Genomic DNA, 18,835 nt, shown 5'->3' with positions numbered 1-18,835 from the left:
CTTTTATCCTTTTATCCTTTTATCCAAGATAATTTAGCCCCCTTTACCCGTCTATGGATTAAATTCTAAAAAAGGCCATTATAAATAATGACCTACAGCATATTTTAACATCTGGCTTTTTATCGGGCTTAATTTACTTAGCCCTGCAATCGCGCCTTGCCGTAATGCTTTTAATGGTGTGATTTCGTTAGAAAACGCAAAATAACATGCATCCATCATACTCATCATTGCTAAGTTAGGGATTCGACGTTTTTGCTCATAATCTTTTAATGCTTTGGCTATATTCGCTTCCTTTGACAAACTCTTCACTAATTGTGCAACATCTTTAAAACCTAGGTTTACACCCTGCCCTGCTAATGGGTTGATAGCATGAGCGGCATCCCCCACTAACACACAACGACTTTTGCTGTATTGATTTGCATGTTGGCGTGTCAGAGGGAAAACCGCGGTTTTAAGAATTTCAAAATCCCCTGGCAGTTCAGGATAGTTTGTTACAATGGCATCCTTTAAATTATTTTTATCACCGTCAGCGAGTTTTCTTAACGTGTCCTCGTGGTGATACCAAATTAAATTCGCATAAGGTGCCTGCATTGGTAAGAACGCAACGGGTCCAGTTGGTTGAAACTCTTGCCAAGTAATATCTTGCTGCTCAGCATCTAATTTAATTAATACCCCCATACACGCTTGTTGGTATTGCCAACCAGTAGTACCAATACCTAATAGCTCTCGCGTATGTGAACGTGCTCCATCGGCTACAACAACCAAATCGGCTTCAAGTGTCTGAGATTCAAAACACAAGGTCTCTATATCATTATGATGTAAGATCCCTTCCAACTTACCCAAATCACTTAGCACCGAAATATTGTGGTGACTGAATTCTTGCCAAATACTGGCCTGAATCACACTATTTTCAATAATGTGCCCTAAGTGCGACTGACCAATTTCTTGATTGTTAAATATCAACGGCGATTTTTGGTAATCCTGAACACTCAGTCGTTTGTACTCAGCACTCCGTGATTTTCTAATATGCTGCCACGCACCTAATTCTGAAAGTAAGTTTTCGGAAAATAAATTAAGCGCCGAAACACGTATATCGATGTGTTCACTACTTAGTACTTTGTTTTCATCAATCGGATTATTTTCAACTAACTGTATGGTATGGCCTTGTTTGGCTAATGCCACTGCAGCAGCAGCTCCAACCATGCCACCACCGATAATACAAATTGATAAACTCATAGGAAAAATCTCTCAGCTTTAAGTACTTATTATTCTAACGTAAGCACTCAGCAAAAGTTTGATTTTGATTCATATTTTTTGCGAAAAAATCGAAAGTAGTAAATCTGTTTTAGGATTTAATTAATAACTGCTGATGATTTTGCAAACATATTTGAATCCACCTACGCTTAAGGATAAAATACGCGTCCTTTAAGCTGTAAGTAATTTGTTGAGGCACGATAACATGGGTAAAAAGCTGCATATCAAAACATGGGGCTGTCAAATGAACGAGTATGACTCGCAAAAAATGGCAGACCTATTAGATGCTAGCAATGGTTATGAATTAACTGAAGAAGCAGAGAATGCAGATGTTATTCTTCTAAATACGTGTTCAATTCGTGAAAAAGCACAAGAAAAAGTATTTCACCAATTGGGCCGTTGGAAACTGTTAAAAGATGACAACCCTGATTTAGTCATTGGTGTAGGTGGTTGTGTTGCGTCTCAAGAAGGCGAAACTATTCGTCAACGTGCGCCTTTTGTCGACATCGTTTTTGGTCCACAAACATTGCACCGTTTACCTGAAATGATTAAGCAAGTTCAGGAAGAAAATGGCTCTGTAATTGATATTTCATTCCCTGAGATTGAAAAATTCGACCGTTTACCTGAGCCAAAAGCAGAAGGTCCAAGTGCGTTCGTATCTATCATGGAAGGCTGTTCTAAGTACTGTACTTTCTGTGTTGTACCATACACGCGTGGTGAAGAAGTAAGCCGCCCACTTGATGACGTATTACTTGAAGTTGCACAACTTGCCGAGCAAGGCGTGCGTGAAGTAAACCTACTAGGCCAAAACGTAAATGCATATCGTGGTGAAACGCACGATGGTGAAATTTGTTATTTTTCAGATTTACTGCGCTATGTTGCTGCTATCGATGGCATTGACCGTATTCGTTATACGACTTCTCACCCAGTAGAATTCACTCCTGATATTATTGAAGCCTATGCTGATGTGCCAGAGCTTGTTGACCACTTACACTTACCTGTTCAAAGTGGTTCAGATCGAGTACTGGCATTAATGAAGCGTGGTCATACAGCACTTGAATACAAATCAACTATTCGTAAGTTACGTAAGATCCGCCCTAACTTAAGTATGAGCTCAGACTTCATTATTGGTTTCCCAGGTGAGTCTAAAGCGGATTTTGAAGCGACCATGAACCTTATCAATGATATTGGTTTTGATATGAGCTTTAGCTTTATCTACAGTGCACGCCCAGGTACACCAGCTGCTGATTTACCTGATGATGTACCAGAATCAGAAAAGAAAGAACGTTTATACATTTTACAAAACCGTATCACGCAAATGGCGCAAGATATCAGCCGTAAAATGTTTGCTACTGAACAACGTATTTTGGTTGAAGGCCCATCGAAAAAGAATCCAATGGAGCTTCGCGGCCGTACTGAGAACAACCGCGTTGTTAACTTCGAAGGCCCTCATTCAGTGATTGGTCAATTTGTCGATGTAAAAATTACTGAAGCCTTGCCTAACTCACTTCGTGGTGAGCTAATTCGTACCGAAGCCGAAATGGATCTGCGTAAAGACATTGCGCCAAGTGATATCTTAGGTAAAGCACAAAGCAAAGAAGCTAACGAATTGGGTGTTGCAACATTTACACCTTAGATTTCAATTTGGTGTGGCATTAAATGCCACACCAAGCCAAGGAACCCATTTTGAGTACCCAGTTAAAAACTTTAGAAACTTATCTCGAACCCTCTGACAACAAACGTCTTGCTTCACTGTGTGGCCCATTCGACGAAAATATAAAACAAATCGAACGTCGTCTTGGTATTGAAATCGCACATCGTGAAAACCACTTTAAAATCACCGGTAACGCACACAATGTAATTGCGGCAACCGAGATTATTAAAAATCTCTATATTGAAACACAGCCAGTGAAAGGTATTTGTAAAGATATCGAACCTGATTTAGTGCATTTAACCATTCAAGAAACCACGGTACTTGAGCAAGACGATGATTTATATCGAGACGAACTTGTAATTAAAACTCGCCGTGGTGTGGTCAAGCCTCGTAACCCAAATCAAGCAACCTATATCAAAAACGTGTTATTACACGATATAACCTTTGGTATTGGCCCTGCGGGTACTGGTAAAACGTACCTTGCTGTTGCTGCCGCTGTTGATGCGCTAGAACGCCAAGAAATTCGCCGTATTTTGCTGACCCGCCCTGCGGTTGAAGCTGGTGAAAAATTAGGTTTTTTACCAGGTGATTTAAGCCAGAAAGTCGACCCATATCTGCGCCCACTTTATGATGCACTTTTTGAAATGTTAGGTTTCGAACGTGTTGAGCGTTTAATCGAGAAAAACGTAATTGAAGTAGCCCCGCTTGCATATATGCGTGGTCGTACTTTAAATGATGCCTTTATTATTTTAGATGAAAGCCAAAACACCACGGTAGAACAAATGAAAATGTTCTTAACTCGTATTGGTTTTAATTCAAAAGCAGTGATTACTGGTGACATTACACAGGTGGATTTACCGCGCGGTGCACGCTCAGGGCTTCGTCATGCAATCGAAGTATTAAGCGATGTTGAAGCGATTAGCTTTAACTTCTTTAAGTCTCACGATGTTGTGCGTCACCCTGTTGTTGCGGCGGTTGTTGAAGCATACGAAAAACATGATGAAATTGAACGCTTAAAGAAAATTGAAAAGAAAAAGCAGCAAGAGCTTGAAAAAGCGAATGCAGAAAATGAGTCAAAAGCCTAATGATTGAATTAGATTTACAAATTGCCCATGAATTTGACAACTTGCCAACATTTGAGCAGTTTGAGCTATGGGCAAATAAGGCGCTTACAAATTTAAAACCTGACGCAGAGCTTACTATCCGCATCAGTGATACTAGCGAAAGCCAGCAATTAAATCATGAGTATCGTGGCAAAAATAAGCCAACTAATGTGCTCAGTTTTCCATTTGAGGCACCACCAGGCATAGAGTTACCGTTAATTGGTGATTTGATTATTTGCCCTGAGGTCGTACTTCAAGAATCTATCGAGCAAGAAAAGGCATTTCACGATCATTTTGCCCATATGGTAATTCATGGTTGCTTGCATTTGATGGGTTATGACCATATAGATAGCGAAGAAGCATTGGAAATGGAATCGCTCGAAAAGCGATTGCTTGCTGAATTAGCGATAGTCGACCCTTATCGCGATTAATTTTGTTTTTGAAATTTTTACTAAATTTGATATAACAAGCGTGGATTTACGAAATAGTAAAATCCTTACTTTTTTTAAAATGGAGCTAATAAAGCGCTTATGAGCGACGAAAATTCGCAATCTAGTCAGGGTTCTTCTGGTAAAACTTGGTTAGATAAAATTACCCAAATGTTACAAGGGGAACCCCAGAATAAAGAACAGCTTGTCGAAGTCATTATCGACGCTGAAGAAAGAGACTTGATCGATCCAGAAACCAAAGAAATGATGAAAGGTGTTTTGGGTGTATCGGAACTAAAAGTTCGCGATATCATGATCCCACGCTCGCAAATGATTACACTGGATGTAGAACAAACAATCGCCGAATTACTGCCTGTTATGGTGGAATCATCACACTCGCGCTTCCCAGTGGTATGTGAAGATAAAGACCATGTTGAAGGCATCCTACTCGCTAAAGATTTATTACCGCTTATTTTAAAAAATCAAGATGAGCATCCACCACTTCGTGATTACTTGCGCCCAGCTGTAGTTGTGCCTGAAAGTAAACGAGTAGATACTCTGCTTAATGAGTTTCGTCAACAACGCTACCACATGGCAATTGTGATTGATGAATATGGTGGTGTTTCTGGTTTAGTTACCATTGAAGATATTCTTGAAATTATTGTCGGCGAAATCGAAGATGAGCATGATGATGAAGAAGAAACGCAGGATATCCGCCAAGTAGCTAAGCATGTTTACTTAGTGCAAGCACTAACGCCACTAGAAGAGTTTAACCAGCACTTTGGTAGTTATTTTGATACAGATGAAGCAGGTACCATTGGCGGCATTATTTTGCACGCGTTTGGTCACATGCCATCACGCGGTGAAACAATTGAAATCGATGGATTACAATTTAAAATCACCAACGCTGATAGCCGTCGCATTCTGCAAGTACAAGTAACATTACCTAAGAGCGATGATAATAACGAAGACGTTCAGACAGATAATTAAACGTGACTCTATCAAACGTAAAATCAAAAATGCTGGCATTAGTTGCCGGCATTTTTATGGTGTTAAGTTATGCACCATTCAATCTTTGGCCGATTGCACCTTTCGCTTTAGCAACCCTTTTTTACCTAAATCACCATGCATCAAATAAAACAGCGGCAACTAATGGCTTTTTATTTGGCTTAGGCTGGTTTGGTGCAGGTATCAGCTGGGTACATGTATCGATAGCCCAATTTGGTGGCCTGCCCTTAATTGCCTCTTTGTTACTAATGCTGTTATTAGTCTCCTATTTAGCTATTTATCCAGCCCTTGCTTGTTGGTTGACGCACAATTTTAGCACTAATAATTCGTTATCCACTTCATATATTGCTTGTTTTATACCGCTCTTTATTTTGATGGAATACTTACGCGGCACACTTTTAACGGGTTTCCCGTGGTTAAGTTTTGGCTACACACTTACCGACAGCCCTTTTGCAGCATTAGCACCTTGGATTGGTGAAATGGGATTAACTGTATTGGTATTACTTATTGCATATACCCTATTTGCTGCCAGTAAAAAGCACGTGAAGCCGCTTATCGCATCGTGTGTAATTATCTCTACTTCGCTTGTTATCGCCAACTTTGCAAGCCGTGTAAGTTATAGCGATAAAACAATTGATGTTGTATTAGTACAAGGCAATATCAAGCAAGAGCTGAGATTTGCTCCAGAAAACTTCTGGCCGACCATGGCAAAATACCAAGATATGACACGCCCAAATTGGCAAGCAGACTTAATCGTTTGGCCTGAAGCGGCAATTCCTGAAATTGAAGTATTAGTCGATGATTACTTAGCAAATCTTGATAAAGCAGCTGCATTTAATAATACCGCGCTAATTACCGGAGTTTTAGACTATCAACTAGGCACAAAAACGGTTTATAACAACCTTGTTGCAGTCGGCAAAAAAAATGCTGATGACACAACAGGCCATTATCATTACTTACATACTAACCGTTATAGCAAACATCAACTTTTACCGATTGGCGAGTTTGTGCCATTTGAGCAGTTGCTTCGCCCTATTGCGCCACTATTCAACTTAGATCATTCATCTTTTACCCGAGGTGAAGTAAAGCAAGCTAATTTAGTTGCTAATGGCTTTAATGTACTGCCAGCAATTTGTTATGAAATAGCATTTACCGATTTAGTTCGTGGTAATTACACCAAGAATTCGGATCTTTTGTTTACCGTTAGTAATGATGCTTGGTTTGGTAATTCTCATGGCCCGCACCAACATATGCAAATTGCGCGTATGCGAGCGCTGGAGCTTGGCTTACCGCTTATTCGTGTAACCAATAACGGGATAAGCGGAGTTTACGACCCAGTAGCAAAACAGGGGCAATACTTGCCTCAGTTTGAAGCCACTGTAGAGCGATTAAAAGTGCCATTACTTACTGGCTACACTTTCTTCAGCCAATTTGGCAACCATCTTCTATATGGCTTTTTGCTGCTTAGTTTATTACTCAGCCTAGCTTTGCGAAACCGCGCTCGTAATATCACTCAATAAATAGTTTCAGCTTTTTTAACATCGAGTTAGACGTAATTGTTTTATCCAATAATTACGTCTAAATTTAATTTGTGCCTTGTAAAAGCTGCCTCTAAGGAACCGTATTGTTTCAACTAAGTGAAACGCACCGTTTGAGCAAAACCATTGTAATCACTATTTTTCTCAGTGCGGTAATTCATTTATCTACGTTTATTCTTGCAAAAACGCTCATGTCTGACTGGCGATGGGTGAATATTCCTGTACATACTGCAGTCGAAGTATTAGGCGGTGTTATAGCGCTGCTGGTGTGCTTCTTATTGGTCAATTTAGAGCAAAGTAAACGCGGTACCAGCTTCAACATTATTATCGCTGCGGCGATTGGTGTAATGGGTATTTTAGATATTGCCCACGCCTTACTTTCACCAAGCAATACCTTTGTTTGGCTTCACAGCGCCGCTACTTTCTTTGGGGGTGTGATCTTTTCATTAATACTTTTACCAACAAAATATGCATCAGCGTTTAACGCGAAGTTTGTTTGGCGGATGCTATTGTTTGCTGTTTTACTCTCGTTTTTTGCAATCTTACAGCCGCACCTTATGCCAAATATGGTGACGAACAAGCAATTTACCCCTTTAGCTGTTTTGCTCAATATCTTTGGTGGCGCTGCCCTGTTGCTGTGTGCAATAAAGCTGTTTTTTCAGTATCGAAAATTTAGAAAAGTTGACGATTTACTGTTTATTTTGCATTGCTCAATGTTCGGCTTTGCCGCCATCATGTTCCATCAGTCTTTCCTTTGGGACATTTCGTGGTGGGGTTGGCATCTTTTACGTCTTCTCGCTTATGGCGTTGCACTTTGGTTTGCCTTGATGAATGAGCGTTTTTTATTTTCACAGCTACAAAGCTCTAACGAATCCCTAGTAGAAAAAGAAAAAGAGACTCAAGCCTCATTAGATATTGCTCAAAAGCGCATTGCGATTTCAGAAAAACAACAAGCCGCGGTGCTTGCTGGTCTCTCTGATGCCATCATTGTTATTAATAACAAAGGTATTATTAAACTTTTTTCTAAAAGTGCTCAGAGTATGTTTGGCTGGCATAAGCGCGAAGTATTAGGAAAGAACATTACTTTATTGATGAATGAAAAGTTCGCAGCGCAGCATGATGATTATGTGGCAAATCATCAAATCAAGAATTCTCCTTCTGTGATAGGCAAAAATCGTGACCTCATTGCTAAACGTAAAAATGGCCAAGAATTTCCAATTGAGCTCACAATTAGCCATATTCTTCTCGACGAAGAGCACCACTTTGTGGGTGTTATAAGAGATATCACAGATAGAAAAGCACAAGAAGCGATAATCAAACAAGCAAAAGAAACCGCTGAAAGCGCGAATATCGCAAAAAGTGCATTTTTAGCCAATACCAGTCATGAAATTCGCACTCCCATGAATGGGGTTTATGGCAACCTGCAATTACTCAATGAATTACCACTCAATAAAACGGCTAAAAGCTATGTTAATAATGCACTTACGTCCACCAAAGCCTTAATGACTGTTGTTAACGATATTCTTGATTTCTCTAAAATTGAAGCGGGTAAATTAACCCTTGAAAAAACAGAGTTTTTACTGACAGATGTACTCGATAACATTCACTCTAACTTAAGCCAAATCGCCCACGAAAAACACATTGCATTTCATATTTTGAATCAAGTTGAACACGATAATTGGATAGGCGACCCCGTGCGAATAAAGCAGGTATTGCTTAACATCGCAGCCAATGCTATTAAATTTACACAGCAAGGCAGTGTAACCTTGTCTGTATTATACGATGGCAAAACGAAAACCATGTCATTTATTGTTAATGACACTGGCATTGGTATGACAGAGCAAAGCATCGATAAGCTTTTTAAGCGCTTTGAACAAGCTGACGATTCAATTACACGTCAATATGGCGGGACTGGGCTTGGTATGTCCATCACACACTCACTGGTTGAACTAATGGATGGCACTATTGAAGTAACTAGTGAGCTTAACCAAGGCTCCTGTTTTATCGTAAAGCTTCCCATTAATCAAAGTTATATTGAGCAAATTGAAACGCTCAAGCAATCTGCTGCACTTGATTTAGCGAATAAACATATTTTGCTTGTAGAAGATAACCCTATCAATCAATTACTAGTAAAAGCCATGCTAGCGCCAAGCAATGCAAAAATCACGCTTGCAGAAAATGGTGAAATTGCCCTCAGCGCTTTTGACGAAACAATTGATTTAGTGTTAATGGACATTCAAATGCCTGTAATGGACGGCATTACAGCCACCAGAAAAATAAGAGAGCTTAACCAAACTACGCCGATAATTGCCTTAACAGCTAATATTATAGAATCAGACTTACGTAACTATTACGAGGTTGGATGTAATGATTGGGTAGGAAAACCAATCGAAAAGACCTTGCTGCTTGAAAAGTTAAATACCTATTTAAACTAACAAAAAAGCTAGCCATTAAGGCTAGCTTTTTACTAAATAACCTGAAATCGAGTTTAGAAGCTAACTAAACATCTCAATACATAGATTATGATCTTTGATACCTTCTAGCTTGCTATTCTTCAACACCACCATTTATTACCTCCGCAAAATGACTCAGGCGACGTAAGGCTAAGTCATGTATTGTATCTTTACCATACGTCCCTTTTGCCGATAATTCTCCTGCGGGCTTGTTCAGTAAGATTTCAAACGCTTGATCTACCTTATCAACAGCGTAAATACTAAACTGCCCTTTTGCTACCGCATCCACTACCTGAGCATTTAAAACTAAGTTATGTACATTAGATTTTGGGATGATCACCCCTTGCGCACCATTTAAGCCACGCATTTGGCATAACTTGAAAAAGCCTTCGATTTTTTCGTTCACACCACCAATCGCTTGCACTTCACCATGTTGGTTAATTGAACCCGTTAAGGCAACGCCTTGATTAATTGGCAAACGTGTAATTGCCGAAACAAGTGCGCATAGCTCTGCAAGTGATGCACTATCGCCATCAATCGAGCCATAGCTTTGCTCAATGGCAATATTAGCACTTAAGGTAAGTGCGAAATCTTGCGCGTATTTGTTACCTAAATAACCGGTAAGCAACATCACCCCTTTACTGTGAATAGACTTACCTAAATCCGCTTCACGTTCGATATCTAAAATACCATCACTGCCTGCATACACAGTTGCTGTAATGCGTGCTGGCGTACCAAAACTAGTATCACCTATATGAAGCACTGTTAAGCCATTAACGCAGCCTACTTGGGTGCCTTCAGTTTGAATAAGCACATGACCTTCTTTAATTTCGGTCATAAAGGATTCACTAATTTGACCAGTACGATATTGCTTACCTGTTAATGCTTCATCAATATGGCTGTCATCGATTGTTGTATCACCATCCTGTCTTGCAAAAAACGCAGCCTCATTAGTGAGTTCAATCACATCAGCAAAACGCGCTGAAAGCTTGCGCTGATGCTCAGCTTGGCGGTGGCTAAATCGCAATAACGCAGCAAAAGCTTCTGGTGAAAGCGTCATATTTAGCGTATCTGCTGCATACTTTTGCACCCGGCTAATAAGTTGGAACTGATATTTATCCGTGGCAGGAATGTGATAATCAAAATCGGCTAGCACTCTAAAAAGCTCATTAAATTCATCATCATACTCTTGCATTACGTAATACAAATCACGCGAACCTAAAAGAATGATTTTGACATTCAACGGTATTAACTGCGGTTTTAGTGTAAAACTGCCACCAACACTCGAATCTTGTGCCGCAAGATCTGTTTTTATCTGCTTACTTTTAAGACTAAGTTTAAGTGCATCCCACACTTGGCTGTTGGACATTAACTTTTCCGCGTCCATTACCAAGTAACCACCGTTAGCACGATGCAGTGCACCTGATTGAATCGAACGGAAACTGGTTACAATTGAACCCGATTGCGAGGTGTATTCAACCTTACCAAATATATTGCCAAACGTCGGGTTAGGCTCGTAAACAACTGGAGCACCCTCCTCTTTGTGGTTCACAATGATATTTGGGGCAATATACTCAGTGAGCATTGCGCGCTTATCGAGATCTTCTTTATTGCTGTCGTCGCTGTCTTCGCCCAGCCATTCAAGTACTGCGTCAATTAATTCCGCTTTTAACTCTTTTAAATACTTAACAATACCAAGGTGGCTGGTGTACTTATGCTCTAAGTCTTTTAACAGCGGCTTAATTGCTGTTTCGACCGTTTTTTGTTTAAGCTCACGTAACTTTTCAGAAGACTCACGTTTCCAACGTGGAAGCTCGATTAAGGCTTCGTTTAATGCATTTTCTAAGCGTGAAATAACATCGTAGAAATATTGTTTTTGCTCATCATCAAGGCTTGTAAATTCTGCATCATCAAGTTGTTTGCCATCAATCACTGGGGCAAAACTTATCACTCCTGACTCTTCAAATAACGCCACGTTATGCTGATTTGCAATTTTTTCGACGATTTCCAGAGCTTCGTCGTATTTTTCATTAAAACTGCTATCGATTGCTTTTTTCTGACGTTGATAATTTGGGTTATCAAACGCCGCTGGAAAGGTATCTAAAATCTCATCGATAAGTGAATCGATATCATCACAAAACAGTTTACCCTCGCCTGCTGCCATAAATATGGCACTCGGTTGACGGTGTTCATCAAAATTATTTAAATAAAGCCAATCTGGTGGTGTTTGCTTGGTACGGCTTTGCGCAGCTAGTTTTTCTTGCACCATAGTAAACCGACCAAGTGCAGGCTCCCCCATCACATAAATATTGTATCCGGGTAACTCCATGCCTAAAGCAAAATCAATGGCACTTTGAGCGCGTTTTTGGCCAATGATGGTATATTCATCTGGATATGCCTGTGCCATACAGGTTTCTATTGCGTGCAACTCTATTTGAGGTGCTAAAACATCTGCACCTAATTTATTCTGTTCGCCAATGTTCATTTTACTACCGTCCTTATTAGCGCTTGCTCGCTATCGCATTTTTTGTATGAGTCTACTCAAGTCCTTATAAAATAACACCTGAAAGTTTAAATATTTATGGCGCACTAGCAATGCGATGAAATTCAATGGCATCGCACTCAATACACGCATCAAGCTGACTTGGGTGAGTGAAATGTTTAATCTCGCCACATTGCCGACATTGGAATTCGCCGAAGGAAACCCATTCACCTTGTTTGTAAATACCATTATGTTCAAAATCATCTAAAATGAGTGCCCACTCAAGTTGAGTTTTATCAACTAAATGAGAAAGCGCTAACCACCATTCTTCATTAAATTCTGCGCTCGCAAGATCATTTGTGTTTTGTTCTTCATGGCGTTTTTTGAAATCTTCAAGATCGCGTTTAAGGTAGTAGCTGTAATCTTGAATTTGTTCTTTAGAATATTTCCCTAATGCACTCAACTCGTTTTGAAAATCAAAAAACGCCTTTTGAATGCCTTTTAATTCATGTTCGCTCAAATCTGTGAGCCATGATTGAAAACGCTTAATGTAGTTGTTGTAACTGTCTTTCATTTTGCACCTCCACTTCCTTTTTAGTTAAGTATAGTCATGTTACAAAAAATATCTTGTTTCAAGCAGTTAACTGAACATTAATGCAGCAATTCGAACCTAACTTTATAACTTTTAAAGTGCAGATAAATGTACATAAAAAACTTAACCATAATCGGCAGCTAAGGGTGTATTAGCGCCGTAATTTACGCTATGCTAAGCGCCAATTTTTATTTATTTTGCAAGTAGTTTGGAAATTAGAATGCAAGAGCAATACAGCCCGCAGGATATCGAACAGAAAGTTCAAAAATATTGGGATGAAAATCAAACATTTAAAGTAACTGAACAAGAAGGTAAAGAGAAGTTCTATTGCCTATCAATGTTCCCTTACCCAAGTGGTCGCCTGCACATGGGTCACGTACGTAACTACACTATTGGTGATGTAGTATCACGTTTCCAACGCTTGCAAGGCAAAAACGTAATGCAACCTATGGGTTGGGATGCATTTGGTCTACCTGCTGAAAACGCCGCTATTAAAAACAACACGGCGCCTGCAAAATGGACTTACGAAAACATTGACTACATGCGCAACCAGTTAAAGCAACTTGGTTTTGGTTACGACTGGGATCGTGAAATCGCGACCTGTCATCCTGAGTACTACAAGTGGGAACAATGGTTCTTCACAAAACTGTACGAAAAAGGCCTTGTATACAAAAAAATGTCAACGGTTAACTGGGATCCAGTTGACCAAACAGTACTTGCAAATGAGCAGGTAATTGACGGCCGTGGTTGGCGCTCTGGTGCCATTGTTGAGCAAAAAGAAATTCCACAATGGTTTATTAAAATCACTGATTATGCACAAGAGCTACTTGACGATTTAGATAAACTTGAGCACTGGCCTGAGCAAGTTAAAACCATGCAGCGCAACTGGATTGGTCGCTCTGAAGGTTTAGAGATTGACTTTAAACGCGCAGATAATGGCGAAACATTTACGGTTTATACAACTCGTCCAGATACTTTTATGGGTGTAACGTACGTTGGTGTTGCAGCAGGTCACCCTATTGCACAAGAAGCCGCAAAAAATAACCCTGCCGTTGCTGCATTTGTTGAAGAGTGTAAAAACACCAAAGTTGCTGAAGCTGATATGGCAACAATGGAGAAAAAAGGCATCGACACTGGCTTTAAAGCAATTCACCCATTAACTGGTGAAGAAGTACCGGTATGGGCTGCTAACTTTGTACTAATGGACTACGGTTCGGGTGCAGTAATGGCAGTACCAGGTCACGACCAACGTGACTTTGAATTTGCTACTGCCTACGGTCTTGAAATCAAGCAAGTTATTGCACCTGTTGAAGGTTCTGAACTAGAAGCAAATATCGCTAATGAAGCATTCACCGAAAAGGGTGTGCTAATCAATTCTGGCGAATTTGATGGTCTTGAATTTGAAGCAGCATTTAATGCCATTGCCGATAAACTTGAAGGTATCGGCGCTGGTAAGCGTAAAGTTAATTTCCGTCTACGTGACTGGGGTGTTAGCCGCCAGCGTTACTGGGGTTCTCCAATCCCAATGTTAAATAAAGAAGATGGTTCTGAGCTTGCTGCAACAGAAGACATGTTACCAGTACGCCTACCAGAAGATGTAGTAATGAACGGTGTAACATCGCCAATCAAAGCCGATCCTGAGTGGGCTAAAGCAACCGTTAACGGCGAGCAAGTATTCCACGAAACTGATACTTTCGATACCTTTATGGAATCGTCTTGGTACTATGCACGTTACTGTAGCCCTCGTTACGATGAAGGCATGCTAGAGCCAGGTGCGGCAAACTACTGGTTGCCTGTAAACCAATATATCGGTGGTATTGAGCATGCGATTCTGCATTTACTTTACGCACGTTTCTTCCACAAACTATTACGTGACTTTGGCCTAGTTAACTCAGATGAGCCTTTTGAGCGCTTACTGTGTCAAGGCATGGTTTTAGCTGAAACTTATTTCCGTAAAGACGAGAAAGGCGGTGATGTTTGGATTTCGCCAAGCGACGTTGAAAGCGAAAAAGACGACAAAGGCCGTGTTGTAAAAGCATGGCATAAAGACGACGGTCAGCCAGTTGAATCAGCTGGTATGAGTAAAATGTCTAAATCGAAAAATAATGGTATTGACCCACAAACGGTTATTAACCAATACGGCGCGGATACAGTACGTTTATTTATGATGTTTACAGCGCCACCAGAGCAAACCCTAGAATGGTCTGATTCAGGTGTTGAAGGTGCGCACCGCTTTATTAAACGTGTATGGAAATATGCAAATGAAGTGATGGCAAACGAACGTTCAACACTTGATGCCGGTTCACTTTCAAACGAGCAAAAAGTACTTCGTCGTGAATTACACAAAGCCATTGCAAAAGTGTCTGATGACTTAGATCGTCGTCAAACATTTAATACCGCTATTGCCGCAGTAATGGAGTTACTTAACAAACTTGTTAAAGCACCATTAAACGATAGCAACGATATTGCGATTGGTTATGAAGCACTTGAAGCTTTAATTGTCATGCTTTCACCAATCACCCCGCACGTTTGTCATGAATTATGGCTAAACCTAGGCAAGCAAGGTGAAGTAGTTGATGCACCATGGCCTGTGGTTGATCAATCAGCAATGGTTGAAGACGAAAAGCTAGTTGTAGTACAGGTTAACGGTAAAGTCCGCGGTAAAATTACCGTTGCTGCTGACGCTGACCAAGACGCTGTTGAAAAGGCGGCATTTGCTGAGCCAAATGTAACTAAGTTCACAGATGGCTTAACGATTCGCAAGGTTATCTTTATTAAAGGTAAACTACTAAACGTGGTTGCAAACTAATGTTTGCACCAAGCTTTTTACAAAACACAGCTTTATTGCTGTGTTTTGTGCTTTTAGTTGGTTGTGGTTTTAAGTTGCGCACAGCATCAGTATTACCTGACGATTTACAAAACCTTGTGGTGACTGCAAACAACCCAGATTCGCAACTTTTTGCCGAGCTGCAAAAAAGCTTAGCGTTAAGTAATATCAATACAACGGATGAATCACACGCAAGTGCTGAACTCAAACTGCTAAATGATTCATTGACGCGACGCACTTTAAGTTTGTTTCCAAATGGTCAGGTAGCTGAGCACGAACTTATTTATACCGTTCGTTATCAACTTATCCGAGACAAGCAAAAATCAATTACCAACAGTTTCGAGCTCACCCGTAATTATCAAGATGACCCAGACAATGCACTGGCAAAATCGCGTGAAATGGAGCTTATTTTAAGCGAGTTACGTGCTCAAGCAAGCAACCTAATTATCCGTCAACTTGGGCAGTATTAATGCGCATTTACCCAAATCAAGTAGCAAGTAATTTAAAACAAGGCTTAGCACCTTTTTACTTACTGTTTGGTGAAGAAGCATTTTTACTCAATTTGGCAGCCACTCAGATAAAATCAGCAGCGAAATCGCAAGGTTTTGATGAAATAATCCGTTTTGCTGTATCGCCGCAGTTTGACTGGCAAGAAGTGTTACAAGAATACGCCAGCTTATCACTCTTTTCAAATCGCAAAATAATTGAACTTGAGTTAGGCGACAGTAAACCAAATGCTGCTGCCAGTAAATTATTACAATCGCTCGCACAAAATCCGAATCCTGATTGTATTTTAATGCTTAAAGGTGAAAAAGTTGGCAGCGATATTCAGCGTGGTGCATGGTTTAAAGCTTTTGATAAAGAGGGCATTTTCATTCCTTGTTATGCATTGCAAGGCAACCAGTTATTTGCTTGGTTAGATCAACAATGCCAACAGCACCATTTACAACTTACAGCCGATGCTAAAACTTTGCTTGTCGAATACAATCAAGATAACTTGTTTGCAATTGCGCAAGAGCTCGAAAAACTCTCATTGCTCGGTTTAAAAGGTAGTATCAGTGCTGAGGTACTCGCGCCTACTTTAGTTAATCAGTCGCGTTTAGATGTATTTGATTTAAGTGATGCATTGCTCAAAGGTGATAGTGAGAAAATCAGCAAAATTGTGCTCAAACTAAAACAAGAAAATGTTGAGCCAACCATTATTTTATGGGCACTTGTTAGAGAGTGCGAAAGCTTAGAGGCGATGGCTCGCGCTGTATCTCTTGGTGATAGCATCAGTAATGTATTGCAGCAGTTTAAAGTTTGGAAAAACAAACAAACACTTACTGAGAGTGCCCTAAGACGTATTGATCAATTACAGCTAAATGCAATTATGACGGCACTGGCTGAATTCGATTTAGCCTATAAACAACACCTGCATATCGACGCATACCAACATTTGCTGCATATTTCATTGATGTTTGTTGGTCCACTGCCCTTTGTTGTACCTTTCAATAATAAAGTCGAACAATACTCAAATCTATGATTGTTATTCTAGGTGGCACCTTCGACCCTATTCATTCGGGTCACCTCGCCTTAGCCAAACAAGCAAATCAGCTACTTAATCCAGACAAAGTGCTTTTTATGCCGTGCAAACAACCTGTGCACAAAGCAACGTCTGGAATTACTAGCGCGCATCGCATTAATATGATTAATCTTGCGATTCAAAATGACGCTAATTTTGCTATTGATTTACGTGAAATAAACCGTGATACCCCCAGCTATGCGCTCGAAAGCTTGAGTAGCTTTCGCCAGCAATACCCAACAGAACCAATCTTCTTTCTGATTGGTATGGATTCCCTCAATACCCTGCACACTTGGTTCAAGTGGCAAGAATGTCTAGCCAATAGCAATTTTTTAGTATTTCAGCGCCCTGGTGAAACCTTTCAACCTGCCTCTCAAGTTGTGTGCTATATCAAGGGAAATATAAACGACTCACTAGATCAGCTACCACTTGCTGGTCATATTTATCTAGCTCAACATCAACAAGTTGCCATATCGTCATCAGAACTACGCGCAAATCTTATGCAACTAAAAAATGATTTCTTGCCAGAAGCGGTTTCTGACTACATAAAACAGCATCGTCTCTACCAATAAACCCGCTAGCCGTGTTAAAATTTTACAATTACACGAAATAAACCAGTTACTAGGAAATATTTTGGATCCACGCGAGTTATTAGACTTTGTTATCGACAAAGCAGACGATATTAAAGCTGTTGATATTACTACCCTTGATATGACAGAAAAATCTTCAATTACTGACTATATGGTAGTGTGCTCAGGTACCTCTAAACGCCATGTACAATCAATTGCTAACAATGTTGCACTAGAAGCAAAAGCACAAGGTATTGAAGTCATTGGTACCGAAGGTCAACAAGAAGGTGAATGGGTACTGCTTGACCTTGGTGATGTTGTACTGCATGTGATGCAAGAAAGCACACGCGATTTTTATCAGTTAGAAAAATTGTGGAGCTAATACTGTGCGCATTCAGCTAATTGCTGTTGGCACAAAAATGCCAGCTTGGGTTGAAACTGGTTTCCAAGAATATCAGCGTCGCTTTCCACGCGATATGAGCCTGGATCTAATCGAAATCCCCGCTGGCAAACGTGGCAAAAATGCCGATATTAAGCGCATTTTGCAACAAGAGGGGGAAAAAACGCTCGCAGCCATACCTAAAGGGAACAAAATAGTTACTTTAGAGGTCACAGGTAAAGCACTCGATACCCATCAACTCGCCAAAGAAATGAGCAAATGGCAACTGGATGGGCGTGACATTAGTTTACTTATTGGTGGTCCCGAAGGGCTTGCTCCTGAATGCATTGCAGCTTCAGAGCAAAAGTGGTCGTTATCAAATTTAACACTGCCCCATCCGCTGGTACGAATTATTGTCGCAGAAAGCTTGTATCGTGCATGGAGTTTGAATAATAATCACCCGTACCACAGAGAATAAGAATAAAATCAAATAGATGTTAAAACAACGCGCTACTATCAGGGATCATTCAGCCGAGGCTAATTTAGTCGCTCGTCGCGCATTTGTGGCATTTGTTTTTGTCTTAATTGTGATTGGTATTCTGTTTGTTAACGTCTTTAACCTGCAAGTTAAACAGCACCAAAGCTATAAAACACGCTCCAACGAAAACCGCATTAAAGTAATTCCTATTGCGCCAAACCGTGGCTTAATCTACGACCGTAATGGTGTGCTGCTAGCTGAAAATCGCCCTGTTTATAATTTGGAAGTGATCCCTGAAGAAACACAAGAATTAGATAAAAGCCTCAAGGAAATTGCTACCTTATTTGATATTACGTCCGAGCAACAAGAGGACTTCCTAAAAAACATCAAACGCAAACGTCGCTTTAAAAGCCAAATTCTGAAATCGCGTTTAACCCCAGAGCAAGTTGCCTTATTTTCTGTCAATCAACACAAATACCCTGGCTTCAGTGTTGAAGCTCGCTTAG

15 protein-coding genes and 1 pseudogene are annotated in these 18,835 nt (G+C 40.3%); 13 read left to right on the top strand and 3 right to left on the bottom strand.

Annotation, left to right across the window (positions count from 1 at the left end):
- Positions 1-78: 78 nt before the first annotated feature.
- Entirely contained in the window at positions 79-1,236 is a 1,158-nt protein-coding gene (locus tag ON073_RS17065; protein WP_274763089.1) for an FAD-dependent oxidoreductase, read from the bottom strand.
- A gap of 223 nt (positions 1,237-1,459) precedes the next feature.
- Here ON073_RS17065 and miaB point away from each other — a divergent pair, with 223 nt between their 5' ends.
- From miaB to ON073_RS17035, 6 genes are all read left to right on the top strand, one after another.
- The gene (gene miaB / locus ON073_RS17060; protein WP_274763088.1) at positions 1,460-2,890 is read left to right on the top strand and encodes a tRNA (N6-isopentenyl adenosine(37)-C2)-methylthiotransferase MiaB; all 1,431 of its coding nucleotides are present in this window, start codon (positions 1,460-1,462) and stop codon (positions 2,888-2,890) included.
- Between the two features lie 50 nt (positions 2,891-2,940).
- Positions 2,941-3,993, top strand: coding sequence for a PhoH family protein (locus ON073_RS17055; protein WP_274763087.1), 1,053 nt, complete (start codon positions 2,941-2,943; stop codon positions 3,991-3,993).
- Positions 3,993-4,442: an rRNA maturation RNase YbeY gene (ybeY, locus tag ON073_RS17050; protein WP_274763086.1), complete on the top strand. Its 450-nt coding sequence runs from the start codon at positions 3,993-3,995 to the stop codon at positions 4,440-4,442. Before ON073_RS17055 ends, ybeY begins: the two co-directional genes overlap by 1 nt.
- Positions 4,443-4,541: 99 nt before the next feature.
- On the top strand, positions 4,542-5,429 hold the full coding sequence (corC, locus tag ON073_RS17045) for a CNNM family magnesium/cobalt transport protein CorC (protein ID WP_274763085.1): 888 nt from the start codon (positions 4,542-4,544) through the stop codon (positions 5,427-5,429).
- Positions 5,430-5,458: 29 nt separating this feature from the next.
- On the top strand, positions 5,459-6,967 hold the full coding sequence (gene lnt, locus ON073_RS17040) for an apolipoprotein N-acyltransferase (protein ID WP_274763090.1): 1,509 nt from the start codon (positions 5,459-5,461) through the stop codon (positions 6,965-6,967).
- Between the two features lie 104 nt (positions 6,968-7,071).
- The gene (locus ON073_RS17035; RefSeq protein ID WP_274763084.1) at positions 7,072-9,420 is read left to right on the top strand and encodes an ATP-binding protein; all 2,349 of its coding nucleotides are present in this window, start codon (positions 7,072-7,074) and stop codon (positions 9,418-9,420) included.
- 112 nt (positions 9,421-9,532) lie between these two features.
- On the opposite strand, the gene ON073_RS17030 is transcribed toward ON073_RS17035, so the two are convergent.
- Both ON073_RS17030 and ON073_RS17025 read right to left on the bottom strand, forming a co-directional pair.
- Positions 9,533-11,923 (bottom strand): Lon protease family protein, encoded by a 2,391-nt coding sequence (locus tag ON073_RS17030; RefSeq protein WP_274763083.1) that lies wholly within the window; start codon positions 11,921-11,923, stop codon positions 9,533-9,535.
- Between the two features lie 94 nt (positions 11,924-12,017).
- Positions 12,018-12,494 carry a zinc ribbon-containing protein gene (locus ON073_RS17025; RefSeq protein ID WP_274763082.1) on the bottom strand — a complete coding sequence of 159 codons (477 nt, stop codon included), beginning with the start codon at positions 12,492-12,494 and terminating at the stop codon, positions 12,018-12,020.
- A 238-nt stretch (positions 12,495-12,732) separates the two neighbouring features.
- Between ON073_RS17025 and leuS the strand changes: the two genes are divergently transcribed.
- From leuS to ON073_RS16990, 7 genes and pseudogenes are all read left to right on the top strand, one after another.
- A complete protein-coding gene (leuS, locus tag ON073_RS17020) occupies positions 12,733-15,321 on the top strand; it encodes a leucine--tRNA ligase (protein ID WP_274763081.1) in 2,589 nt (862 codons plus the stop codon).
- Entirely contained in the window at positions 15,321-15,809 is a 489-nt protein-coding gene (locus tag ON073_RS17015) for an LPS-assembly lipoprotein LptE (RefSeq protein WP_274763080.1), read from the top strand. The genes leuS and ON073_RS17015 overlap by 1 nt, the downstream gene beginning before the upstream one ends.
- Positions 15,809-16,864 (top strand): DNA polymerase III subunit delta, encoded by a 1,056-nt coding sequence (gene holA / locus ON073_RS17010; protein WP_274763079.1) that lies wholly within the window; start codon positions 15,809-15,811, stop codon positions 16,862-16,864. Before ON073_RS17015 ends, holA begins: the two co-directional genes overlap by 1 nt.
- Positions 16,861-17,475, top strand: coding sequence for a nicotinate-nucleotide adenylyltransferase (nadD, locus tag ON073_RS17005; RefSeq protein ID WP_274763078.1), 615 nt, complete (start codon positions 16,861-16,863; stop codon positions 17,473-17,475). The genes holA and nadD overlap by 4 nt, the downstream gene beginning before the upstream one ends.
- Before the next feature lie 61 nt (positions 17,476-17,536).
- Complete coding sequence (rsfS, locus tag ON073_RS17000; protein WP_274763077.1) at positions 17,537-17,854, top strand: ribosome silencing factor; 318 nt, start codon at positions 17,537-17,539, stop codon at positions 17,852-17,854.
- A 4-nt stretch (positions 17,855-17,858) separates the two neighbouring features.
- The gene (rlmH, locus tag ON073_RS16995; RefSeq protein ID WP_274763076.1) at positions 17,859-18,329 is read left to right on the top strand and encodes a 23S rRNA (pseudouridine(1915)-N(3))-methyltransferase RlmH; all 471 of its coding nucleotides are present in this window, start codon (positions 17,859-17,861) and stop codon (positions 18,327-18,329) included.
- 16 nt (positions 18,330-18,345) lie between these two features.
- A pseudogene (locus tag ON073_RS16990) lies at positions 18,346-18,835 on the top strand (penicillin-binding protein 2); the annotation flags it as partial.

Origin of the sequence: Pseudoalteromonas sp. G4 (assembly GCF_028875915.1) — a bacterium.
Classification (GTDB): domain Bacteria; phylum Pseudomonadota; class Gammaproteobacteria; order Enterobacterales; family Alteromonadaceae; genus Pseudoalteromonas.
Note: the sequence above shows the minus strand (reverse complement) of the source record. Positions and strands in the feature narration are given on the sequence as shown.

What these genes read in the sequence shown, in the direction of transcription:
- corC (WP_274763085.1), top strand. Translation starts at nt 4,542, where the DNA reads ATGAGCGACGAAAATTCGCAATCTAGTCAGGGTTCTTCTGGTAAAACT.
- ON073_RS17025 (WP_274763082.1), bottom strand. Translation starts at nt 12,494, where the DNA reads ATGAAAGACAGTTACAACAACTACATTAAGCGTTTTCAATCATGGCTC.
- ON073_RS17030 (WP_274763083.1), bottom strand. Translation starts at nt 11,923, where the DNA reads ATGAACATTGGCGAACAGAATAAATTAGGTGCAGATGTTTTAGCACCT.
- ON073_RS17065 (WP_274763089.1), bottom strand. Translation starts at nt 1,236, where the DNA reads ATGAGTTTATCAATTTGTATTATCGGTGGTGGCATGGTTGGAGCTGCT.
- nadD (WP_274763078.1), top strand. Translation starts at nt 16,861, where the DNA reads ATGATTGTTATTCTAGGTGGCACCTTCGACCCTATTCATTCGGGTCAC.
- miaB (WP_274763088.1), top strand. Translation starts at nt 1,460, where the DNA reads ATGGGTAAAAAGCTGCATATCAAAACATGGGGCTGTCAAATGAACGAG.
- lnt (WP_274763090.1), top strand. Translation starts at nt 5,459, where the DNA reads ATGCTGGCATTAGTTGCCGGCATTTTTATGGTGTTAAGTTATGCACCA.
- ON073_RS17015 (WP_274763080.1), top strand. Translation starts at nt 15,321, where the DNA reads ATGTTTGCACCAAGCTTTTTACAAAACACAGCTTTATTGCTGTGTTTT.
- ybeY (WP_274763086.1), top strand. Translation starts at nt 3,993, where the DNA reads ATGATTGAATTAGATTTACAAATTGCCCATGAATTTGACAACTTGCCA.
- leuS (WP_274763081.1), top strand. Translation starts at nt 12,733, where the DNA reads ATGCAAGAGCAATACAGCCCGCAGGATATCGAACAGAAAGTTCAAAAA.
- holA (WP_274763079.1), top strand. Translation starts at nt 15,809, where the DNA reads ATGCGCATTTACCCAAATCAAGTAGCAAGTAATTTAAAACAAGGCTTA.